Source organism: Arcicella aquatica, from assembly GCF_034928825.1.
Classification (GTDB): Bacteria; Bacteroidota; Bacteroidia; order Cytophagales; family Spirosomataceae; genus Arcicella; species Arcicella aquatica.
Map to the genome: position 1 here is coordinate 32,672 of NZ_JAYFUL010000007.1, position 21,427 is coordinate 54,098.

A 21,427-nucleotide genomic window follows, 5' to 3' on the forward strand; every position below is an offset into this window, starting at 1 on the left:
CAATTAAATTTAATCAATTACTGAATCATTCTTTTTAGCAGTATCACTAGCCATTTGCTGGTCTTTTACAACTGCCTTGGTATAAGGCATTTTAGCATTTTGCCATGTCAGATACTCTTCTTTTGGTTGATTTCTGATAATGCTCAATCCTTTTTCAGCAGTGTTTGCTCCCAGCTGTTTATAATTTCTGTTTAAAGCCACATTTTCGCTAATAGGAAACGATTTTTTATTTTTTTTAGCTGCCGCAGCCGCTTTATTTGGATGTTTGTAATTGTGTGTGCTATACCCAGGATCACCTGCCGGAATCTCCTGAGCGAACGAACCATAACTTGCTAAGGTTAACAAGGTCGCCCAAAAAACTTTTGTTTTCATGATGTTATGTGATTTAAGTTTGTATGTTTTGTTTCTGTATTTACTTACCTTGAACAATTGAGTATAAACAACCATTACACATTTCAATGACTAAAGACCTTAGAAAATTGTATTATTTATACCCAAGACTATCTTGTCTTTTTATTCTAAACGTAAGATGCACACAAAAATTTTGACAAACAAATGAGCCATTTTAAGCAAGACGAGTTGGTTTTAGAAGCAAAAATTTACAATATTTTGTTTTTATTAAAGAATAAATATGAAATTAAACGTTATTTTGAAGCAAATAACTAGTTTTTATTGATAGCTCTATAATATTGACACCAAAATACATGTAATCATGAAAAAAAATATTTTCATGATTACATGTACTCAGTAGGTTTAAAATTAGACTAAAAAATATGATAATTTATAATTTTTAAAAGATTTAAGTATTAAAATCAACTTATAAACAGACTATTTATACTTAAATCAAGGCTTCTCAGGGTGTATAAAGCATAAAATCCCGAAAAATAAATTAAGCATTAATACTTAATTTATTTTTCGGGATTCTTACAAAGAAAACACTTATTGTTAGTTTTCAAAAAAACGTTTTACTTGTGGTTGAGACTTTAAGCCTTCCAGAATATCTTTGGTGAGAGGTTTTGAAACATAAGAAATTACTTGTTCATAAGTACTAGCCTTATCAAGGTCGTGCTGGTCAATCGAAGAACTTACCATTACGACATAGATTTGATTTTTCAATGCCTGTTTTTGCAAAGCTTCCAATAGCTCCCAACCATTCATCACAGGCATATTTATATCAAGAAGTATTAAATAAGCATCATCTCCATTGTTATTGATAATAAAATCAAATGCTTGCTTTCCATCAGCAAAGTTGATAGGAGCATCAGTAAGCCCACTTTTTTTGGCAATTATTGAGTGCAGGGTTTGCACCATCTTGTCATCATCAACAATTAATAAATTGAGTTTCATATTAAAATATTATTGTGATCTGTTTTAATTGTGTTATTGATTTTTCTTATAATCCCATCGAGCTCATAAGCTGAATCAAGAATATTTTGTAGAAGTTCCTCTCTACTTATTTCAATATTATCAAAATCATTTAATAAATTGATAATACCCATAATTCTAGCCACTGGAGCCCTAACGATATGCGATTGCATCCATGCAATTTCTCTGAGTTGTTTATTCTGAGTTTCTATTTCTCCAAGATGTTTCTTTTGATCATTAATATCTTGCATCATTCCATATAACCTTATTGGCTTGCCTTCTACTAGCTCAACTCTTCCTTTAGTCCTTACCCATCTTGTTTTCCCTTTTTCAGTAATAATTTGGACCTCATGGTCATAAGGCTTTCCGTAAAGAATTGCTTCATTTACAGCTTGAATGATTTTATCTCTGTCTTGGCCCTCTTTATATGCCATTAATCCTGTTTCAAACGTAGGTTCATAGTCAATTGGTGCTTCATGAATTTCTTTGGTAATAGCATTCCATGTTACTTTTTTGGTTACAATATCGAATTGCCACCCCCCAATCTTACCGATTTGACTTGTTTCTAAAAGAGTTCTTTCGTTTGCTTGAAGCTCAAGTTCTGCAATTTTACGCTTTGTGATATTTCTACCAAACATTGCTGCCCCCCTTATTGTATCACCTTCTTTGATAGGATTAAATATTATTTCACTCCAAGTGGCCCAAAAAGTATCAAACTCTGGAGAAAATAGCTCGTAAGTAAATGTATTTCCTTGTAAAACTTTTTGATGGAAAGTTTGCCATTTCAGTTTAGTATGCTCATCAATGCCTATAATCTTATTTACATAATCTCCAGTTTTCAATCGAACACCATAAATTCTTTCAATCAATTGCAAATAAGCTTCGTTTGCTGTTACCAAACATTCATTCTTGTCTATACTCCACACCAAATCATCGGTACTATTAATAAGTGCTAAAGTATTAGCTTTTTCAGTTTCAAGAAGTTGTAAATACCTTTTCTGTTCGGTAATATCATTGATAAGTACATGCTTTGCTCTACGACCTTGATATCTAATTCCGTGAGTACTTATCATTACATATATTATTTCTCCATTCTTTTTAATATGCCTCCATTCATATTGATTAGCCTTAAATTCGTTATCATCGTTCGTATAATCTAGAAATTTATAAGCATCTTCTTTAGGGCGAATGTCCAACAAAGTCATTTTCAAAAACTCTTCTCTAGCATATCCGTAATGTTGTATGGCAGCCTTGTTAATTTCTAAAAAAGCCAAGGTTTCAACATCATAAATCCACATAGGCTGTGGATTCGAGAGAAATAACAATCGATATTGTTCTTTGCTTTTTTTAATCTTGTCTTTATCCTTCTTTCTTTTGGTAATATTTCGGGCATTTAGCACCAACTTTTCAATCTTCCCATTTTCATAAATCGGATGAAAAGTAATATCCATCCATTGCTCATTATACCATTCGGTAGGGGGCATATAAACATCTACTGAAAAAGTATTTCCTAAAAAAGCTTTCTGGCTTTGGGTCTTAAATAGCTGTATTAGCTCTTCGGTATAGAAGTTTTTCAATAAAAAACTTTCTCCTACTTTCAAGGTATTTCCAGTATATTTTTTGATGGCATCAATGTAGGTTTTATTCGCAGAAATCAGGTTCAGATTTCTATCTACACACCATATATATTCGTTGGTGGCGCTTAATAATACCTTTAATTGGTTTTTTTCGAAAAGTAATTCGTTTAAACTAAGTTGATTTTGTTCAATTAATTCAATCGTTTTTTTAGCAAATGTTTTGAAGATTTTTTGCTCCTTTTCTGTAAGCTCAACCGAAGTGTGGTGGAGTAATACAATATGCCCTAACATCATCCCTGATGTTAGATACAAAGTCATACCTGAGATAGATTTAATCCCTTGTGCTAATAACCATGCCTCTTGGGGATTATTAATCGTAAAAATTTCTTTTGAATATCCCCATTCATGTCTAATCAAAAATGTGCTTAAGTGTAAATCTAAGCTAAGCTGAATACTTTCAGCTGACTTACACCACTGCCTTTTTGTCCCTACGAAAGAGAGACAAATGACGGATGAATCAAATATATTTGAAGCTACATCAAGAACAAAATCGAAACCGTTTTCCTGTAGTGCTTCAACTTGAATTGTAATAAATTCATTTGGCGGAGTGAAATTATTCATATCTAATTGAAAGCAGTTTATTAAAAGACTAAAATAGTGAGGGTAAGTCCAAATCAATCTCACTGCAAACTAATCAAAAAAAATGAAAAATATACGCTTTATTGTATTTAAGCAGATTTTTCATCCCTTAAATTCATAATTAATAGGACAGGCATAAATTTCTATTGAAAAATAAATAATGAAAATTTTGTTTAAATGTTCATTTCAAGATAAAATTCTATTTAAAACTACGAATTAAAAATATAACTATTTAAAGATTCTATCTTAAGGTCTTCTTGCAAGTAAATTTTTTATTTGAAAGATTTACCCTTAACATTACAGAAAAAAGAGCGACAATATACTAATCAATTTATAAGATAATGGAAAAATTGAAAATTGCTTTTCAAAAATTTGATGAATATAATAAAGCTGATAATAATATCTTTGTGTGGGAAGGAGCGGAATATCCACAGGAGTATTTTTTAGCCCTACAATTATATCAATGGGTGTTGAAATTAGACCCTACTGCTACAGAAGCATTGTTACTGGCTTCACGAAGCCAACATATTGGTCGTTGGGAAATTGCCAGAGAAACCTATCCTGATGGAAGAGTAGGTTATTTAACATGGCGAAAGGATTTATCATTTTTTCATGCTAAAAAAGCGAAAGAAATTTTAACTGAGGTGGGCTATGAGGAAGAGGAAATTGCGAAAGTGGAGAGAATTATTCTTAAACAAAGAATAAAAACTGACCCAGAAGTACAAACGATGGAAAATGCACTTTGCTTAGTTTTTTTACAATTTCAATATGAAGACTTTCATCCCAAATATGTACCAGAAAAGGTGATTAATATTTTGAAAAAATCTTTATTAAAAATGGATGCTCATGGACATCAATTCGCTTTGAAGCTAACTTATTCCCCTCAAGGTCTGGCTTATATTCAGGAAGCTTTGAAATTACTGGCAGAATGATAATTATTCAAGACTATTTCAAAAGGTCAATATTCATTTTACTTTCTGAAATAGTCTTTTTTATTTTATACTTTAAAAGAAGCCTACTCCAAACTGAAAACCTAGCGTATAAGAAGTAGGTTTATCATTGCCAAAACGGACAGGCAATGGGACAGCTATAAAGTAGTTGGAATGCTTGTTCTTTTTAACCACTTTATTTAACACGGGTGTAAAGCCATATCTTCCGCCCGTTTCAAAGGCTGCTCTTGTTACTAAAGTAAGTCCATGCTTAAATCGAAACATTACACCCGGATGGAACAAGAAATTGTTCACCTTACTCACTCCATTTTCTGAGCGAATCGTTGGGACAAACTCAAAACTGAATCCTATTTTATCACTTTTCAGGATATTGATGCCCGTCGGGAAGCCAATCGTATAACTTGACCCAAAATTTGATGTACTAGTGCCATCAGCCGACCAAGTAGTAATAGGGTGCAAAATACCCATATAGCCTACAATTTTGGGATAGGTGTTTTCAGGAGAAGGTTGCTGTGCAAAAAAGCTAAAAGACAAAGAAAGTAATAAGATAAGGTAAGTAATTTTGTTTTTCATTGTAAGAATTAAGGATTGTTCCCGACAAAATTTCAAGAATAATCCTACTCAAAATAGCACATAATTAACTTTTTGTATCAAACTTACTTTTTGTGATATTTTTTTTGAAAACTGAGGGGTTTTCGCCTGTATATTTTTTGAAGATTCTTGTAAAATGACTCTGGTCTGAAAAACCTGTTAAATACGCTATCTCTGTTAAAGAGTGATTAGTACTACTCAATAGTTCTATCGCCTTTTCAATTCGTAGTTTGCGGATGTATTCACCAAAAGATAGGTTTTCAAAGTACTTAGAGAATTCTCTGGAAAGATAAGCAGGATTTACATCCAACTCTTTTGAAATTTCTTTCAAGCTTAAAGTCAGATTGGTATCTATTTGGTCTTGAATAATATCCTTTAATTCTTTTGCCCATACAGGCGTCTTACGATTACTTTTAGTAGCGGGGTGAAATACTTTTTGAAAGACATCAACTAACAGGTTTTCAAAAGGATTCTGAAAATGCTTTACTGATTGCAGGTATTTTGCCCAACTGTATAAGCCATCATAAATCACCATCCCTTGTTTCAGTAATTCGTGGTCATCTTGAATATTATGTGCCATGCCCGAGGCTATTGCCCATAATCCTGCAGATTGTGGCGCAATATCATGTCTGTCAGTGTCGGCACCACGTACTATTACCGCCATTGTATGAACAGCTTCGTCATCGATATTGTATTTTTCAATCAAACAGTCGAAAGTACATAAGCCCAATTGATGGGATAGTTCTACGTTCGGGACATCAAAGGGTATTGCTCCTATTGCTTCAGCTTGCTGGATTACAGCATCAAAAGGAACAAAAATAAATTCTGCGTCTGAATCAATGTATTTTTTAATCAACCACGGACAAGCTATTCTATCAATCTTTGGTTTTTCTCGGGTTATCCATTTCATAAGTAGTAAATAGTGATTGGTAAATAGTCATTGGTGACCGGTCCGCCGTCCATATCTTTATAGTTCATTGAAATTGTTGGAAAAAGTGCAATTTTGAAATACAATTTGACATGGGTGGGCAGCAGCCCGTGTTTCGCCGTTGCGGCAGCATTTCAAACTCCTAGTTATCTTTGTTTATGACAAATAAAAACGTTGCTTAAATTGTATTGATTAATTAATCAATGAATGAATGTTTTTTGATAAATGACGGCAAAATAAGGATTTATTACAAGAAGATTAAATTTAAAATAATTACTCTACTTGTCTTGTAGATTTATTTAACTCTATTAACTTTGTAGGAAACTAAGAATTTAATTTTTTATGGAAATAGAATCACCGACTAATCTTGAACAAGTTGTTGAGAAAAAGAAGTCATCCAAAAACCCTTTTGAAGAAGCCATTATTAAGATTTGGAAACGTGAAAGAACATCTTATGAAGTAGCCATTCACTTCTTTAATGCATTAGCTTTGATGATTGTAGGGTATTTTGTTTTTACTTATATAACTATTCAAACAATTACTACAGGTCTTCATGAAATAAATTCTGATATACTATATTATATTTTAGGGGGCTTTATCGCTCAAATGATTGACGGAGCTTTAGGAATGGCTTATGGTGTTACGGCTTCTACTTTTTTAGCCAACGTTGGCGTGTCACCAGCAGTAATTTCAATGAGCGTGCACGCATCTGAGATTTTCACGAGTGGGGTATCGGGCTATATGCACTTAAAATTTGGCAATGTTAATTCCAAACTATTTAAAGCTGTATTGATTCCAGGGGTTATCGGGGCTGTATTAGGTGCTTATGCGCTTTCTACCTTAGCCGAAAGCTATATGCAATATGTAAAACCAGCCGTCTCTACTTATACTTTAATTCTGGGTGTTGTTATTATTCAAAAAGCCTTAGTAAAAAGACAACAAAAGAAAAACATTAAAATGATTGGGCCTTTAGCATGGTTTGGTGGAATGATGGACTCTATTGGTGGTGGCGGTTGGGGACCTATCGTTTCTTCGACATTGATTGCTTCGGGACGTCATCCAAAATATACGATTGGTTCAGTAAACTTGGCGGAGTTCTTTATCTCGCTTTCGTCTTCATTAACCTTCATTTTTGTGATTGGCTTTTCGCAATGGCAGGTCATTCTGGGCTTAATTCTTGGGGGTATCGTAGCAGCACCTATTGCGGCTCGCTTATCAAGTAAATTGCCAGTAAAAGCATTAATGATTATGGTAGGTATTGTAGTAATCTTAGCAAGTTTGAAGAAACTTATCGGATAATTTCCTTCAAACTTAACTAAGTTACCAGATTAGTTTTTAGATATTAGTAATAAAAGGTGCCGCTCGAACATACTGATTTTCAAACAATTGTTTGATGATAAAATCAGCTAAATCGGTGGCACTTATTTTATCTCCTGTACAATCTTCCAAACTGACATCAATATTGCCTTTAGCATCTGTTTGTTCTATCATAGGTAATCTTATCAACGTCCAATCGATTTCACTATCTACCAACATTTCGTATTCTTGCTGTTTGTCGGCAGTAGTATTCGGATAATTTTGCTTCATCCAGTCTGTCCCAAATTTGGTTTTAGGACTTTTGTTATCAAACGGCGTATCAACGTTTAGTCCTGTAGTAACAATATACCTATTGATATTACATTCCTTCATTGCTTGCAATACGTTTCTGGTAGCATCTCCAAAAATAGAGCTTTCACCCACAGGTTGCCCAATTGTACTAATAACAGCTTGACAGCCTTCTACAAGGCTCAAAATAGCATGATAGTCGCGGGCATCGCCTTTGATGATTTCAATTTGAGGACTTTGAATGTGAAAATTATCAGGATTTCTAAGAAGCATTTTGAAATAAAAACCTTGATTTAATAACGCTTGAACAAGGTATTTTCCTGACTTACCTGTACCACCGATGATGGCAAGTTTTATTGACTGTTGCATAGTACTCTTGATTAAAAATTGAAAATATAAATTCAGACTGTCTTCAAGTGAAAACAATCAGTTCGCTTACATTTTTGTAAGGCGAGTATTCAGATCAATATTTTAAACAAAGAGTCTAATACGTAAAATTAGTAAAATAACCTGACTATGGGGCAAAGTCTATGTGTAAAATTTTAATCACCACATTTAGCAGGCACGTTCAGTGAAAGTAAGTGAATAAATTTCCAAGTGAATCACAGTAGTTTAGCATACCTTTATCCTTTTGAAGAAAACGTATTAAAACCTTTATAATAAACTAAGAAAATGTCTGAAATATCTCGTCGTGATTTCCTTTATCAAGCAGGTTTACTAGCTTCTGCTTCATTGCTTTCTTTTGAAAGTTTGGCTGCTAAAGTTCCTAATCTTCAATTAGCCTATTCTGCTATTACGTGGGGAGGCAAAGACCTTGATGCGATGAAAGATATTTCATCATTGGGTTTCAAAGGGGTACAGTTGCGTGCTAATGCGTATGATACGTACAAAACCAAAGTGCAAGAATTAAAAGATATTATTGCGGCCAATGGTTTGGCATTACCGATGTTTTCAAGTGGTAATGTTGAAATCGACCCAGCCAAAGAAGCTAGTACGATAGATTATCACGTGGCTCACGCCAGCTTTGTAAAGGCATTGGGCGGTACTTCTATTCAATTAACCAATTCAGCTCGTCCGAAAGACAGATTACCAAGTACGGAAGAATTAAAACGTTTGGCATTCGTAATGAACGAAATCGGTAAACAAACTGCCGATTTGGGTATTCAGGCTGTGTATCATAATCACATGCACCAATTGGGAGAAACGCCAGAGGAAGTGGATATCATCGTGCAAGATATGAATCCTAAATACATGAAATTATTATTGGACGTAGCCCATTATCATCAAGGAGGTGGCGTACCTGCTAAAGCGGTATTGCAATACAAAGACATCATTGGTGCATTGCACATCAAAGATGTAAAAAGTCCTTTGGCTGATAAACCAAATGACCCTAAGGCATACAAATTTATGGAATTAGGACAAGGGAACGTCGATTTAAAAGCAGTATTCGATAATCTTCAAAAGATTAACTATAAAAAATGGGCGATTGTTGAATTGGACGGCGTACCTGAAAAAACACGTACTCCATTGCAATCAGCAGAAATCAGTAAAGCATTTTTAAAAGATAAAATCGGGTTTAAAATTTAGTTTTGCCATTACTGATGGTATGACTAATATTCCTATTAGGGTGCGACTTAAGTCGCACCCTAATAGGAATAAGTTTTAAACCATGGTCTGGGACACACAACATGAGTAACAACCCTACTCCTTCGCCCTCCTATTCATCTCTATCACTTCTACATCAAAGATTCTTTTGCCCTCTATCTTTAGCCTCACTGCCGTTTGCACTTTATGAAAACCATGCGTTCCTGCTGCTCCAGGATTAATAAAAAGCATTCCATTTCTATGTAAATCTCTTTTTACTTGTAGAATATGCGAATGTCCACACACAAAAATATCAGGTGTTTTTATCCTAAAACATTCAAGGGCATCGGGTTTATAACTTGATGGCGCTCCTGCGATGTGTGTCATTCCAATATTGAGTTCTTCGCAAGTAAAATGATTTATTTTTGGATAAATTTGCCTCACTGTAGCATCATCAATATTGCCATATACCCCTTGGATAGGCTTTAAGGCCTCAAGGGTATCCGAAACCGCTACAATGCCCCAATCTCCTGCGTGCCAAATATGGTCGCACCAGTCGATATGAGGGAAAAGACGTTCGTCAAGAAAACTATGAGTATCGGAAATAATTAAAATTTTTTGCATAATTTTCACTAAGTCGCCAAATCTTCCGTTTTCAATAAAGGAAACAGAGAGGAATATTGATTATTAAAGATTAAATCTCGTGAATATGTATATTTGCATATATAAATTCTTTAGCAAAGATTGAACAAAAATAGTTGAATATATATTGAAGCTGTTTAAATCGAAAGACTACTAAGTTAAGTATTTCGAGATTTACTTGAGAAAAATAGAAAAACAAACCAGCTAATTTGTTGCTTTATGCCAGTGAAACCATTTGAAACTACCCTTTATGAAAAACTTAAACCGTTTTTCAGTATGCACAATTTTGAGCTGTTAGCAGATAAAAAACAATTTCGAAAAATTACACCAACAGGCTTCCAGAACGTAATTTTTACGGCAACTTCTTATGATAATGAAACTTGGCTAGAAGTAAATATTGGTTGCAGAAACAACCAAGTAGAGCAGATAGCCCAACAGTTTCTGGGGAATACCCGTGACTTCTGGTCAGATTCTAATACTTTAGTCATCTCAATTGGGAAATTTAATGATGCCAAATATTTTAGATATAAGATTTTGAATGAAAACGATTTGGATGATGTTTGTGAAATAGTGAAAGAGTTTTTGGAACAAAGAGGATTTCATTTTATGAATGAATCGGATAGCTTACCAGCATTAAATAATATTTTTAATCTGCATCTTTCTAAGCCTTGCAAATACTTATACAACCAATTGCATCGTAGTTATAAGGGTATCATCACCGCAAAGTTGACCCATGATAAACACTTTTTAGATTTATCGAACAAACACCGTGATATTTTGATGAGTAATGGCTCTAGTCCTGATGAACTATTGACTTACGAAAGATTACTAAGTTTTCTGTTGTACCATTCTGTGAATTAAACCAGCTTTTATTGAAATTTTCCTAAATTGCATAAGGAAGATTAATTTTTTGATGAAATTACGTATTGTACTCATATTGTTGTTCTGTAACAGTTGGCTTACACCTTTGGTGGCACAACTGAAATTCAGCCGTATTAGTACACAAAGAGGCTTATCGCAAAGTACGGTAGGGCAAATCTTTCAAGATAAAAAAGGATTTATTTGGTTTGCCACGAAAGACGGCCTTAATAAATACGACGGCTACCAGTTCACCGTTTATCGACATATCTCTAACGACCCCAATTCTATTAGTAGTAGTACCATTTCATGTATTACCGAAGACCAAGAAGGCAACCTTTGGGTAGGTACTTTTGATGGTGGCGTAAATAAACTCGACAAAACCACAGGAAATTTTATTCATTTCAAACAAGCAGACGATAAAACTAATATCGGTGGACTCAGCATTTCGTCTATCATTGCATCGCCCGATAATAAAATATGGGTTTCTACTTATGGTTATGGCTTGCTTTGTTTTGATAACCAACAAAAAACCATCAAATGGCGTTTGGTGGAATCAGAGCTATTGACGACCAATGATATTTCCTTGGTTTTTCAAGATAAAAAGAACACGCTTTGGTTGGGTGGGCATTATGGCGTAATAACCCATATTGACAAAAACAATCATGCCAATACGGTTCGTCTTCAAAGCAATCTTCCTCCTCGTAAAAATCAAATTACTTGTTTGGTAGAAGACCCACAAGGAAAAATTTTAGTAGGGACACGAGGCAATGGCTTGTATTCACTGAACCCGAAAACAAATGTGTTCACTCAGGTGCTATACAGTCCTAATCAGAATAATCGAGCTAATTTGATTACTGATTTGGTTTATGACAAAGATGGCACGCTTTGGATTGGTACGGACAATGGAGTTTTTCTTGTAAAAAACAACAATTATGACCAGCTTAGCTACATAGAATCCAATCCTGATTCTGAAACAGGGTTAAGCTCGCATGCTATTCAATGTATTTTTGTAGACCGAGATAACAATGTTTGGATTAGTACTTGGGAAGCAGGATTGAACGTACATTACAGACATCGGAATAACTTCAAATTATACCGTCACAAGGTAAACTCTACTCAAAATTTATTACGAGATAAAGTAACAGCCATCGCCTGTGAAAACGACCCTAACCGAGTTTGGATTGGTAGTAATAATGGTCTGACACTATTTGATAGGGCTAAAAATACCTTTTCACATTATTTTATCAGCCCTTCTCATGCCACTACTAGCACCAATGACATCAATAATTTATATTATGATAATGATGGAGACCTATCAGTGTTAACGTGGGAAATTGGGCTTAGGATTATGAAAAAAGGCAGTAACTCTTTTATACTGTATCCTTATGATGATGGTAGCAATACAACACACCTTACTTGTTTGAGTCCTGCCAGAAAACCAAAACATTTGTGGATAGGTACACAAGAAGAAGGCATTTTGTTATTCAACAAACAGACGGGCGAATTCAGTCCTGTTCAAGACCTCAACCGTAAAGGGGTATTATTGGGCATGCACATTAATTCCATCTTAGAAGAAGAAAACGGTACACTTTGGATTGGGACTTACAATAATGGTATTTATTGTTATAATCAAAAGAAAAGGCAAATTGTTCATATCCGTAAATCAAACCGCTCGGATGGATTAAGTGCTAATCAAATCAATAAAATATTTCAGGATTCCCGCAAACAAATCTGGATAGGCACGAATGGTGGTGGTTTGAACCTTTATCAACCAACTACCAGAAATTTTAAAGTTTGGAGAACAGAAGATGGATTACCCAATAATACCATCAAGGGAATTGTTGAAGACCATCATTATCATTTGTGGTTATCGACCAATCAAGGTATTTCACAATTTATAACTTATAGCAATTCATTCAAGAACTATACAAAAGCTGATGGGCTTCAAGGCTCAGAGTTTTTGCTGAATGCTTATGCTCAAAACAATCGTGGTGAAATATTTTTTGGTGGTACAGAAGGACTCAACATTTTTCATCCAGACAGTCTGATTGAAAGTAATATAGTACCCAATGTATATATTACAGGCTTAAAATTGTTCAATAAGTACGTGGTGGTAGGGCAACCCGGCTCGCCTTTGCAGCAAGATATTTCTCAAACAGAGGAATTAGAACTAGCGTCAGATCAGAATGTATTTTCAATTGATTTTACTGCCTTGGATTTCCAACAGTTCAAGAATAACCAATATGCTTATGTGCTACAAGGTTTTGATAAAGAGTGGAACTATGTAGGGACACAAAGAACTGCCAACTATACCAACTTGAATGCAGGAAGCTATCTATTCAGGGTAAAAGCGACCAATAATGATGGCGTTTGGAATCAAAGAGAAGCCATGCTACACATTACGATATTACCCCCTTGGTACAGAACTTGGTGGGCGTATTTCTTTTATTTAATCATTGTGGGTATTGGGCTTTATTTCACCAGAAGAGTCGTGCTCATTCGTGAGCGTTTGAAATTGGATGTACAATTACAAGAAAGAGAAAAAGAACAAGTACAGGAATTAGACCGACTAAAAACTAATTTCTTTACTAATATTTCCCATGAGTTCAGAACCCCTCTAACACTGATTATCAGTCCCTTAGAAAAATATTTAGCCGAAAACAAAGACATTCCAGATTCGCAACGCAAAAGGACGGAATCTATTTATAGAAATGCCAAGCAATTGCAAAAACTGATAAATCAATTACTCGATTTATCTAAATTAGAAGCTGGCAAGCTATCTCCAGAAATTACCCAAAACGATGTAATTGATTTTATTCAACAGATTACAGAATCATTCAGAGGGCTAGCTGAACAGAAGAATATCAGCCTTCTTTTCAAACCATCGACCCCTTATTTGTTAGCTTATTTTGATACAGACATTTTAGAAAAAATTGTCACCAATTTACTTTCAAATGCCTTCAAATTCTCGGATAATGATGGTGAAATTGTTGTAAAAGTATCGGTAAATCCAGCCGATAATCAAAGAATTATTATTGCCGTAAGCGACACGGGTATTGGGATTGATAGTAAAAATTTACAAAATGTATTCAATCGTTTTTACCAGATTCATGGTAAAGACCCTCAGAAACATGTGGTAGGTACTGGTGTAGGGTTAGCGCTGTGTAAAGAGTTGATAGAGTTACACAGAGGAGAGATTCTAGTTAGTAGTCGATTGGGCAAAGGAAGTACCTTTACCATTCACTTGCCTATTAACAAAGATGCCTACGATAGTAATTGGATTCGGGATAATGCTATTGACTCAGAACTTCCTCCGATTAATATACATGATAATTTGATTGAGCCTCATAAAAACGAACATCCTAAAAAGAATGTTCCGCTTTTATTAATTGCAGAAGATAACGACGATTTACGCAATTATATCAAAGAGATTTTCGTTGAAAATTTCAATATAATTGAGGCAAACAATGGTCAAAAAGCCCTTGATATTGCCATAGAGCAAGTACCTGATTTAATCATTTCAGACTGGATTATGCCTGAAATGACTGGTGGTGAGCTTTGCGAGCATGTCAAAACCAAAGAAAGTACCAGCCATATTCCAGTAATTATACTAACGTCTAGAAGTAGTAATGAAAGTAAATTAGCAGGACTTGAAATCGGTGCGGATGATTATATTACCAAGCCTTTTAATGCTAGCTTGTTGGAAGCAAGAGTTAAGAACCTATTGGAAAGCAGGAAAAAACTAAGAGAAAGGTTTAGTAAAGAGGTGAAAGTAAATGCAAAGGAAATCACCTTAAATTCTTCAGATGAACATTTTCTAGAAAAAGCAGTTAGGATTGTAGAGGAAAATATGATGAATACGTCGTTGGATATTGCCTTTTTAGAAAGAGAGTTGAACATGAGTACGATGCAGTTGTATAGAAAACTAAAAAGCTTAACAAACTTTTCAGGAAACGAGTTTATCAAGAATGTTCGTTTGAAAAAGGCAATTCAATTACTTGAAACTGACAGTTTTACCATTGCGGAGATTGCATATAAGGTTGGTTTTAATGACCCTTCTTATTTCACTAGAATATTTAAAAAGGAATTTGGTAAATCGCCATCTGAATACTTAGAAAAAACGCCACTATAATATCTATCACTATCTTCAAGTTTGCTTCAGATTTGTTAGGTATCTTGGTTGTGTAAAACCAATACTATTAAGATTAAATTGTCTATAAGTACTTAACGTTCCCGTCTAATGATGAATATAAAAAAAAGCTTTTATTTATTTATTTTACTTTGCCTAAGTATATGTCCTACTGCTTTTACGCAACAAAGAGATTCTACCTTTCGTAAATTAACCATCAAACAACTCATTGTTCCTGCTTCTTTACTTACGGGAGGTTATGTACTTAAAAGTATTAGTCTAAAACAAGAACAATTAGAATGGCATGATAAATATTATAAAGACTTCCATACACACGTAGATGATATTATTCAATATACGCCTTATGTAGCAGTGTTCGGGTTAGATTTAATGGGCATTAAAGCAAAACATACTGTGGGTGACCGTATTGGTGTTTTATTGATTGGCGCCACTATCATGTCAGGAACGGTGTTTACGCTAAAGCATACTACTAAAGTGCTACGTCCTGACCTTTCTGGACAAGATTCCTTTCCGTCGGGTCATACAGCCAATGCTTTTTTTGGTGCGGCTGTTTTAGCCGAAGAATATAACGACGAAAGTATTTGGTATGGCGTTGGTGCTTATACTGTTGCTACCGCTACTGGAACGCTGAGAGTATTGAATAACAGACATTGGTTTTCAGATGTAATAGTTGGGGCTGGTGTTGGAATACTATCTGCGAAAGCGGCTTATGTAATTTACCCTTGGTTGAAACAAAAATTAGGGAAGAAACCAAGTGATAGTCCTTCTAAAATAGCTTTTACGCCTATGTATGATGGCAGGGTTGTTGGAGGAAATTTGGTGATTGGGTTTTAGGATATAGTTTAAAAAGATTATGGTTAAATAAACATTTGAAGCTTCTATTTTAATATTCTTTCAAAATAGACTATTTTTGATAAAAAGAGTAGAGAATGAACTTACCCAATAAAAAAGCAATAAAGTTAGACGAGATAGATAGTGTATTACAATTCAATGCACCTCTACCAGGGAAAGAACATCCTTTTTATACTGACTTTACAGGTTTAAGAGGCGACTTTAAAGAAAAAAAGCTTTATAGAACCCTTAATCTAAACCCTTCAAACTTAACTTATAATTTCGAGGCAAATCAATTTAACAAACTAAAGGTTTTTTTGGCTGGCATGCGTGGAAGTGGTAAAACCACGGAATTGGCACGTATTGTTGAGGAAATTGAACATAAAGATGGTTTTTTCTGTGTAGTTTGTAATATAGACATTGAACTGAATATGGACCATGTTGAGTACATGGACATTTTGATTTGTCAGATTGAAAATCTTATCAAGAAAGCACAAGAGAAAGGTTTACAATTAGATAAGAATGTTGTAAAGTCACTTAGCAAATGGTTCGAGGAAAGAACGTTAGAGATTAATAGTTCCATCGAAAAATCTGCGAGTATTGAAATAGAATTAGAAGGAAAATGGGGGCTTCCTTGGCTTTTGTCGTTAGTTGGCAAGTTAAAAGGCGGAGTAACAGGTTCAAAAGAAAGAGCAGATTCTGTTAGAAAAGTATTCAGGAATCGCTTTGTAGATTTTGCACAAGAATTTAACATTTTCGTAGAAGATGCTGCTAGATGGCTTCGTGACCATTCTGAGGCTCGTGATATTTTGTTTATTGTTGATGGATTGGAAAAAACAACAACGGCAGAAAGAAGAAGGGAAATCATCATTGAAAATGCTGAAAGTATCAAAAGTATTCGGGCAAACTGCTTAATGACCCTACCGATTGAACTGATGAAATCAATCAGACAAGTAAAAGATTATTCAGAAGTAGTCACTTTCCCATTTATAAAAGTCCAAGAAATAGATGGTTCTGATGTTGAAGCAACGATTAATCGTTTCGTAGAATTTGTCTATAAAAGAATTGATAAGAGTCTTTTTGAATCAGAAGACGTAGTAAAAACTGCCGTAAGATTTAGTGGGGGTTCTCCTCGTGAATTATTACGGTTACTCCAACATGCAGGCTATGAATTAGAAGATGATGATACCCAAATAACGATGAATGCTTTAATGGAGGCTGTTAAGTATTTATCTGCTGATGCTCGTTTTCTTTCTGAAAAGGAATTAACTGTTTTAAAGGAAATAAGAAAAAACAATAAAGAAAATAAGCCTACACCATTTATCGACGGTATTGAGAAATTATTAGAAGAAATTGTAGTGATGGAATACAATTCTGGTACTTATAAAAGAGTGAATCCTATTATTGCTTACTCCTCAATCTATCAAGAATATGTGGGTAAAGACTGATGATTTTGATAAACAGCTCAAAAAACTCCAACGGGTTGTACAACCTGCGTTATTTAGGTATGTGATTATTCAGTATAACCATGCTGATATAAAAAAAGAAATCATACAATTCTTACAAGCTAATTTCTCTGATAGAGCTTTGCTTTCTATCAAAATACGAGAGACCGATTATTTTCAACTTTTAGACAAAACAGATGCCATTCAAGAAGGTTTTGTCGTGATTGAAGACTACGAATATCTTATTAATGACGAAGCTTTTGCCATGGGGTTTAACCAACGCCGAGATAGATTGTCTGCCAAAAATATAGCCTATATATGTTTAATGCCCAATGATGACAAACTTCTTAAAAAATGCAGAGAACTAATCCCCGACTGGTGGTCTTTTCGCTCAATACTGTTAAAATTTGAAGTGAAATTTTTAAGTAATACTACTGAAAATGAAGCGTTTAAATCCTTAGAAATCTCCACTTTAGGAGGTTTAGATTTTGCTGCTAAAAAAGATGAATTAGATTGGTTAGAGGAAAAAATACTGTCTTTATCAGATACTGAAATTAACCTTAAACTTGAATTATTACAAAAGGCTTCTCATATAGCTTATTACTTACAATTGATAGATAAGCTATTCCTTTTTAATGAATCAATGAGTCAATTGGCAGAAAAAATAGACTTACAAAGAAATAGTTCTTTACAATTTGCAAAAATTCAAAATAGTTATGGGCGTTATTTTAAATTAAAAGGTGATTTTTCTCAAGCACGTAACAAATATAAACTTGCTCTAGATTTAGCTACAAAAGCTAACAATAAATATGCTATTGCAGAATATCAAAATAATTTGGCATTAGTTCTTCAAAATTTAGGGGATTATGAAGGAGCAAAAAAGTTATTGGAAAAAGCAGTAATTTCAGCAGAGAAAACCTTTGGAGAATCCCATCCAAACACAGCAGTTGGTTACTCTAATTTGGCATCAGTTCTTCAAGATTTAGGGGATTATGAAGGGGCTAAAGGTTTATTGGAAAAAGCCTTGATTTCAGATGAGAAAAACTTTGGAGTCTCTCATCCTATGACAGCAGTTCGTTACTCTAGTTTGGCAACCGTCCTTCAAGATTTAGGGGATTATGAAGGAGCAAAAAAGTTATTGGAAAAAGCAGTGATTTCTGATGAGAAGAACTTTGGAGAATCGCATCCTACAACAGCTTCAACAAAATGGAATTTAGCAGCAGTGCTAATAGATTTAAAACTTTTTGATGAAGCCTTGCCATTGTTAGAACAAGCTTATACAACCTTTGAAAATTTATTAGGTATTGAACATCGTGATACTAAAAATTGTAAAGGGTGGTTGGATTTGTTAAATAAAAAAATATTAGAAGTTGGTACTTAATATTTTACAGCACAAACATGAGTCATCCCGAATTTCAAAATCATAAAAAAGCGGTCGAAAAACTAATTTTGACCGCTTTTTTATGATTGATGAACACCGAATTCCTACTGTTTGAGCGGAGCGAGTTTAGGAATTCTTGATTTTCTTTTGTTACTTTTCTTTCATCAAGGAAAGAAAAGTAAGGACTAGACGATAATTAAGTAGAAAACCTCACAAATTGTCTCCAAAACGCACAATTTTAGGAAAAATTCGGGATGACTCATGTTTGTTGAAAATTAAAACTCTTCTGGTTTCGCTTTTCTTGATTGTAACAAACCTTTTTTAATCAATTCGTTATTTTTCCAAGCTTTCTTCGCTATTTTGAATTTTGCTTTGTCTTCTTTGGTGACGGTCTCTAAATCAGATAGGTCTGGTTTGCCAGCATTTACCCAAGCGGTGTACCAAAAATCTGCAACACTTTCGCTTGATAATAACATCTGATTGTTGATAGTATTACCCAAACGTTCTCCGTAAGCCTTGGCAAATTCGCCCGTGTAATTCTTTCTCATTTGTCCGAAACGTTCAGAACGCTTGAATTTTCTTTCGTCTGGAAAGCCTACGCTGGCATTGATTTCTTCTTTGAAAACACCATCCAATAATTTATTGGTGGCTGCGATTTTTGCCCAAATCTCAGCCAATGGATCTTTAATATATTTAGCTTTATGTTTGGTATAAAGGTTATAACTTTCAATGTTTATCTCTGGCACAGCGGTTTCCCAAAGCGAGTGAAGTCCTCTTTGATTAGTCAATTGTCCATCATAATTATAACTTGTATGCAAAGGCACATGGGCGTCTGAAACATAATGACCTAAATCTGCGGCATAAAACAAAATACTATCTTTCATTTTACTGCGGAAAGCCTCTGTCAGTTTTTCTTGCATTGCTACAACTACCCATGGTAAAGTACCATATTTTTTGAGGGTATCGGCAGTATATTTTTTTACGGCTGAATCCCAATCATGAGGAATGGTGTTTAGTGGGTCAGTACCATAAATAGGGGCATCTAAATCAATAAAGTGTTTAGGTGCTTCTGTTTTATCTGTATTTCTACGCACATCTGGACGAACAGAGTTATAAACCATGTAGTCTTCATTTTTCATAAAGAACGTTGCCATTTTTTTAGGCAAAGCGTATGCTGAAATTTGATGAATGGTTTTGTGGCCTAAAAAGCCCCAAGAACAACAGCCTAACAGGATTAAAAGAGCAAGGATTTGTTTAAGTTTTGATAATTGTTTCATGAGTCTTAGTTGAATTGACGTATTTTATTGATTGGGTTAGTTGTAAGAATATGTTTAAAGTTATATTTAGTTTATATCAAAAAAACAATATTTCCTTTCGCAAGTCCTTACTTTTCTTGTCTTGACACAAGAAAAGTAACAAAAGAAAGTCAAGAAATTCCAAACTCGCTATCGCTCAAACAGTGGAATTTCACTAAATGCTGACGCCTAAATAGATATAACTTTGAATAATAAATCTTTTCGAAATTTAAACATACTCTGAATTGACAAGTATGTTTCTGGAAATTACAATAAAGATAAGGTTAAACAATGGCGATTATGGTCATATTGATTTATGTAATAATTAATTCTTATGTGGTCTCAATCCACCTTTAAAGTGATAATTCAAAATATAGCACTTCATCCAAGGGATTGTACACATAAGCGGATGTTGCTTGAAAGCCAAAAGAACGATAGAGCCCAATCGCTTCTGTTAAGGTGGTTAAAGTATCCAATTTCATGGTTTGATAATTGGCATTTTTAGCAAACGTGATCAACTCTTCTACTAATTTCCTACCTACTTTATGCCCTCTGGCAATGGGTTTTACATACAAACGCTTCATTTCGCACACACCTTCGGCAATGGGTTTCAAGGCAACACATCCTACAATCTCTTCGTTGATTTTAGCTAGGATAATACATCCAGCAGGAGCTGCATAAACTTTGGATAGCGTTTGTAATTCTTTCTCAAAATCCTGAAAACAAAGGTCTATCTTTAAGTATTCAGCATATTCTATGAATATTTTTCTTACCTCATCTAATTCATCAGGGGAGTAATTCACGTAATGGAATTGCATATTTTTAACTTTGTGAGTAAATAATTAGGGATAAAAAAAATTGAATGAAAATCACTTACTAATTTTGGGCATGAAATTACAAGAAATATTCCGAAACATCATTGCGACAGATTCGCTTCACGCTCGATTCTTGAATACTCTTTCATTAATGGAGAACACTGGTGCAAGAAAAATATCTGCTTCTGAAGATAAATCCAAAGTATCTTATATCGTATTGAAGCACGCCGCAGAAGAAGCACGTCATGCTTTTTACTTGAAAAAGCAAATCCAAAAAGTTGGAAAAATATCAGATTTCCCAACTTATGAAAAACCATATCTTATCGCTCCTTTTGCTAGTTATACTTATTTGCATACCTTGGATATTCAGGTATGTAGGTATTTAAAACAAACCTTAAAGCTATCAGGTAATGATTTGAAATATGCGGCTTATTTGTTGGTTACGTATGCCATTGAAGTAAGAGCCGACGAATTATATCCTGTATATCAAGAATTACTCGAAGAGGTGTCATCTAAAGTAAATATGAAGTCCATTATTGTTGAAGAAGAAGGACATTTAGCAGAGATGATTAATCAATTAAAAGAGTTTTCGCCAGCATGGGAAATGCACGCTAAAGTGGCTTGCGATATTGAAAAGACTTTATTCGAACAATGGATTATTTCTATTGGTACTGAATTAGGAGTTAATTAATAGCTATCAGCTGTGAGCAGTGAGCGGTGAGCGGTGAGCGGTGAGCTTTTTGACTTAAAAACTCACCGCTTATAGCT

The 21,427-nt window shown here is 34.4% G+C and carries 18 protein-coding genes; 9 read left to right on the forward strand and 9 right to left on the reverse strand.

Annotation, left to right across the window (positions count from 1 at the left end; genetic code table 11):
* Positions 1-9: 9 nt before the first annotated feature.
* The 3 genes from VB264_RS06225 to VB264_RS06235 all read right to left on the reverse strand — a co-directional run bounded on the left by VB264_RS06225 (position 10) and on the right by VB264_RS06235 (position 3,563).
* Complete coding sequence (locus VB264_RS06225) at positions 10-372, reverse strand: hypothetical protein (protein ID WP_323247704.1); 363 nt, start codon at positions 370-372, stop codon at positions 10-12.
* Between the two features lie 573 nt (positions 373-945).
* On the reverse strand, positions 946-1,347 hold the full coding sequence (locus VB264_RS06230; protein ID WP_323247706.1) for a response regulator: 402 nt from the start codon (positions 1,345-1,347) through the stop codon (positions 946-948).
* A complete protein-coding gene (locus tag VB264_RS06235; protein WP_323247707.1) occupies positions 1,344-3,563 on the reverse strand; it encodes a PAS domain-containing protein in 2,220 nt (739 codons plus the stop codon). Before VB264_RS06235 ends, VB264_RS06230 begins: the two co-directional genes overlap by 4 nt.
* Positions 3,564-3,922: 359 nt before the next feature.
* On the opposite strand from VB264_RS06235, the gene VB264_RS06240 reads away from it, so the two are divergent.
* Entirely contained in the window at positions 3,923-4,513 is a 591-nt protein-coding gene (locus VB264_RS06240; RefSeq protein WP_323247709.1) for a DUF4202 domain-containing protein, read from the forward strand.
* 72 nt (positions 4,514-4,585) lie between these two features.
* Here VB264_RS06240 and VB264_RS06245 read toward each other — a convergent pair whose 3' ends face one another.
* A complete protein-coding gene (locus tag VB264_RS06245; protein ID WP_323247711.1) occupies positions 4,586-5,104 on the reverse strand; it encodes a hypothetical protein in 519 nt (172 codons plus the stop codon).
* Positions 5,105-5,168: 64 nt separating this feature from the next.
* Complete coding sequence (locus tag VB264_RS06250) at positions 5,169-6,032, reverse strand: chromate resistance protein ChrB domain-containing protein (RefSeq protein ID WP_323247714.1); 864 nt, start codon at positions 6,030-6,032, stop codon at positions 5,169-5,171.
* Between the two features lie 360 nt (positions 6,033-6,392).
* On the opposite strand from VB264_RS06250, the gene VB264_RS06255 reads away from it, so the two are divergent.
* A complete protein-coding gene (locus VB264_RS06255) occupies positions 6,393-7,349 on the forward strand; it encodes a sulfite exporter TauE/SafE family protein (RefSeq protein WP_323247716.1) in 957 nt (318 codons plus the stop codon).
* A 36-nt stretch (positions 7,350-7,385) separates the two neighbouring features.
* Here the strand turns inward: VB264_RS06255 and VB264_RS06260 are convergent, their stop codons facing one another.
* A complete protein-coding gene (locus VB264_RS06260; RefSeq protein WP_323247718.1) occupies positions 7,386-8,024 on the reverse strand; it encodes an NAD(P)-dependent oxidoreductase in 639 nt (212 codons plus the stop codon).
* A 303-nt stretch (positions 8,025-8,327) separates the two neighbouring features.
* On the opposite strand from VB264_RS06260, the gene VB264_RS06265 reads away from it, so the two are divergent.
* Positions 8,328-9,242 carry a sugar phosphate isomerase/epimerase family protein gene (locus VB264_RS06265; protein ID WP_323247720.1) on the forward strand — a complete coding sequence of 305 codons (915 nt, stop codon included), beginning with the start codon at positions 8,328-8,330 and terminating at the stop codon, positions 9,240-9,242.
* A gap of 114 nt (positions 9,243-9,356) precedes the next feature.
* Here VB264_RS06265 and VB264_RS06270 read toward each other — a convergent pair whose 3' ends face one another.
* Positions 9,357-9,863, reverse strand: a complete 507-nt coding sequence (locus tag VB264_RS06270) for a metallophosphoesterase family protein (RefSeq protein ID WP_323247722.1) — start codon at positions 9,861-9,863, stop codon at positions 9,357-9,359.
* A 237-nt stretch (positions 9,864-10,100) separates the two neighbouring features.
* Between VB264_RS06270 and VB264_RS06275 the strand changes: the two genes are divergently transcribed.
* From VB264_RS06275 to VB264_RS06295, 5 genes are all read left to right on the forward strand, one after another.
* Positions 10,101-10,742, forward strand: a complete 642-nt coding sequence (locus VB264_RS06275) for a hypothetical protein (protein ID WP_323247724.1) — start codon at positions 10,101-10,103, stop codon at positions 10,740-10,742.
* Positions 10,743-10,794: 52 nt separating this feature from the next.
* A complete protein-coding gene (locus tag VB264_RS06280; protein WP_323247726.1) occupies positions 10,795-14,874 on the forward strand; it encodes a two-component regulator propeller domain-containing protein in 4,080 nt (1,359 codons plus the stop codon).
* 108 nt (positions 14,875-14,982) lie between these two features.
* The gene (locus tag VB264_RS06285; protein WP_323247727.1) at positions 14,983-15,726 is read left to right on the forward strand and encodes a phosphatase PAP2 family protein; all 744 of its coding nucleotides are present in this window, start codon (positions 14,983-14,985) and stop codon (positions 15,724-15,726) included.
* Between the two features lie 95 nt (positions 15,727-15,821).
* Positions 15,822-17,171 (forward strand): hypothetical protein, encoded by a 1,350-nt coding sequence (locus VB264_RS06290; protein WP_323247728.1) that lies wholly within the window; start codon positions 15,822-15,824, stop codon positions 17,169-17,171.
* Entirely contained in the window at positions 17,155-18,549 is a 1,395-nt protein-coding gene (locus tag VB264_RS06295) for a tetratricopeptide repeat protein (RefSeq protein ID WP_323247730.1), read from the forward strand. The genes VB264_RS06290 and VB264_RS06295 overlap by 17 nt, the downstream gene beginning before the upstream one ends.
* A 275-nt stretch (positions 18,550-18,824) precedes the next feature.
* Here VB264_RS06295 and VB264_RS06300 read toward each other — a convergent pair whose 3' ends face one another.
* Complete coding sequence (locus VB264_RS06300) at positions 18,825-19,826, reverse strand: zinc dependent phospholipase C family protein (protein WP_323247732.1); 1,002 nt, start codon at positions 19,824-19,826, stop codon at positions 18,825-18,827.
* A 371-nt stretch (positions 19,827-20,197) separates the two neighbouring features.
* Complete coding sequence (locus VB264_RS06305) at positions 20,198-20,662, reverse strand: GNAT family N-acetyltransferase (RefSeq protein ID WP_323247733.1); 465 nt, start codon at positions 20,660-20,662, stop codon at positions 20,198-20,200.
* Between the two features lie 70 nt (positions 20,663-20,732).
* Between VB264_RS06305 and VB264_RS06310 the strand changes: the two genes are divergently transcribed.
* Positions 20,733-21,350, forward strand: a complete 618-nt coding sequence (locus VB264_RS06310; protein ID WP_323247735.1) for a hypothetical protein — start codon at positions 20,733-20,735, stop codon at positions 21,348-21,350.
* The last annotated feature ends 77 nt before the right edge of the window (positions 21,351-21,427 follow it).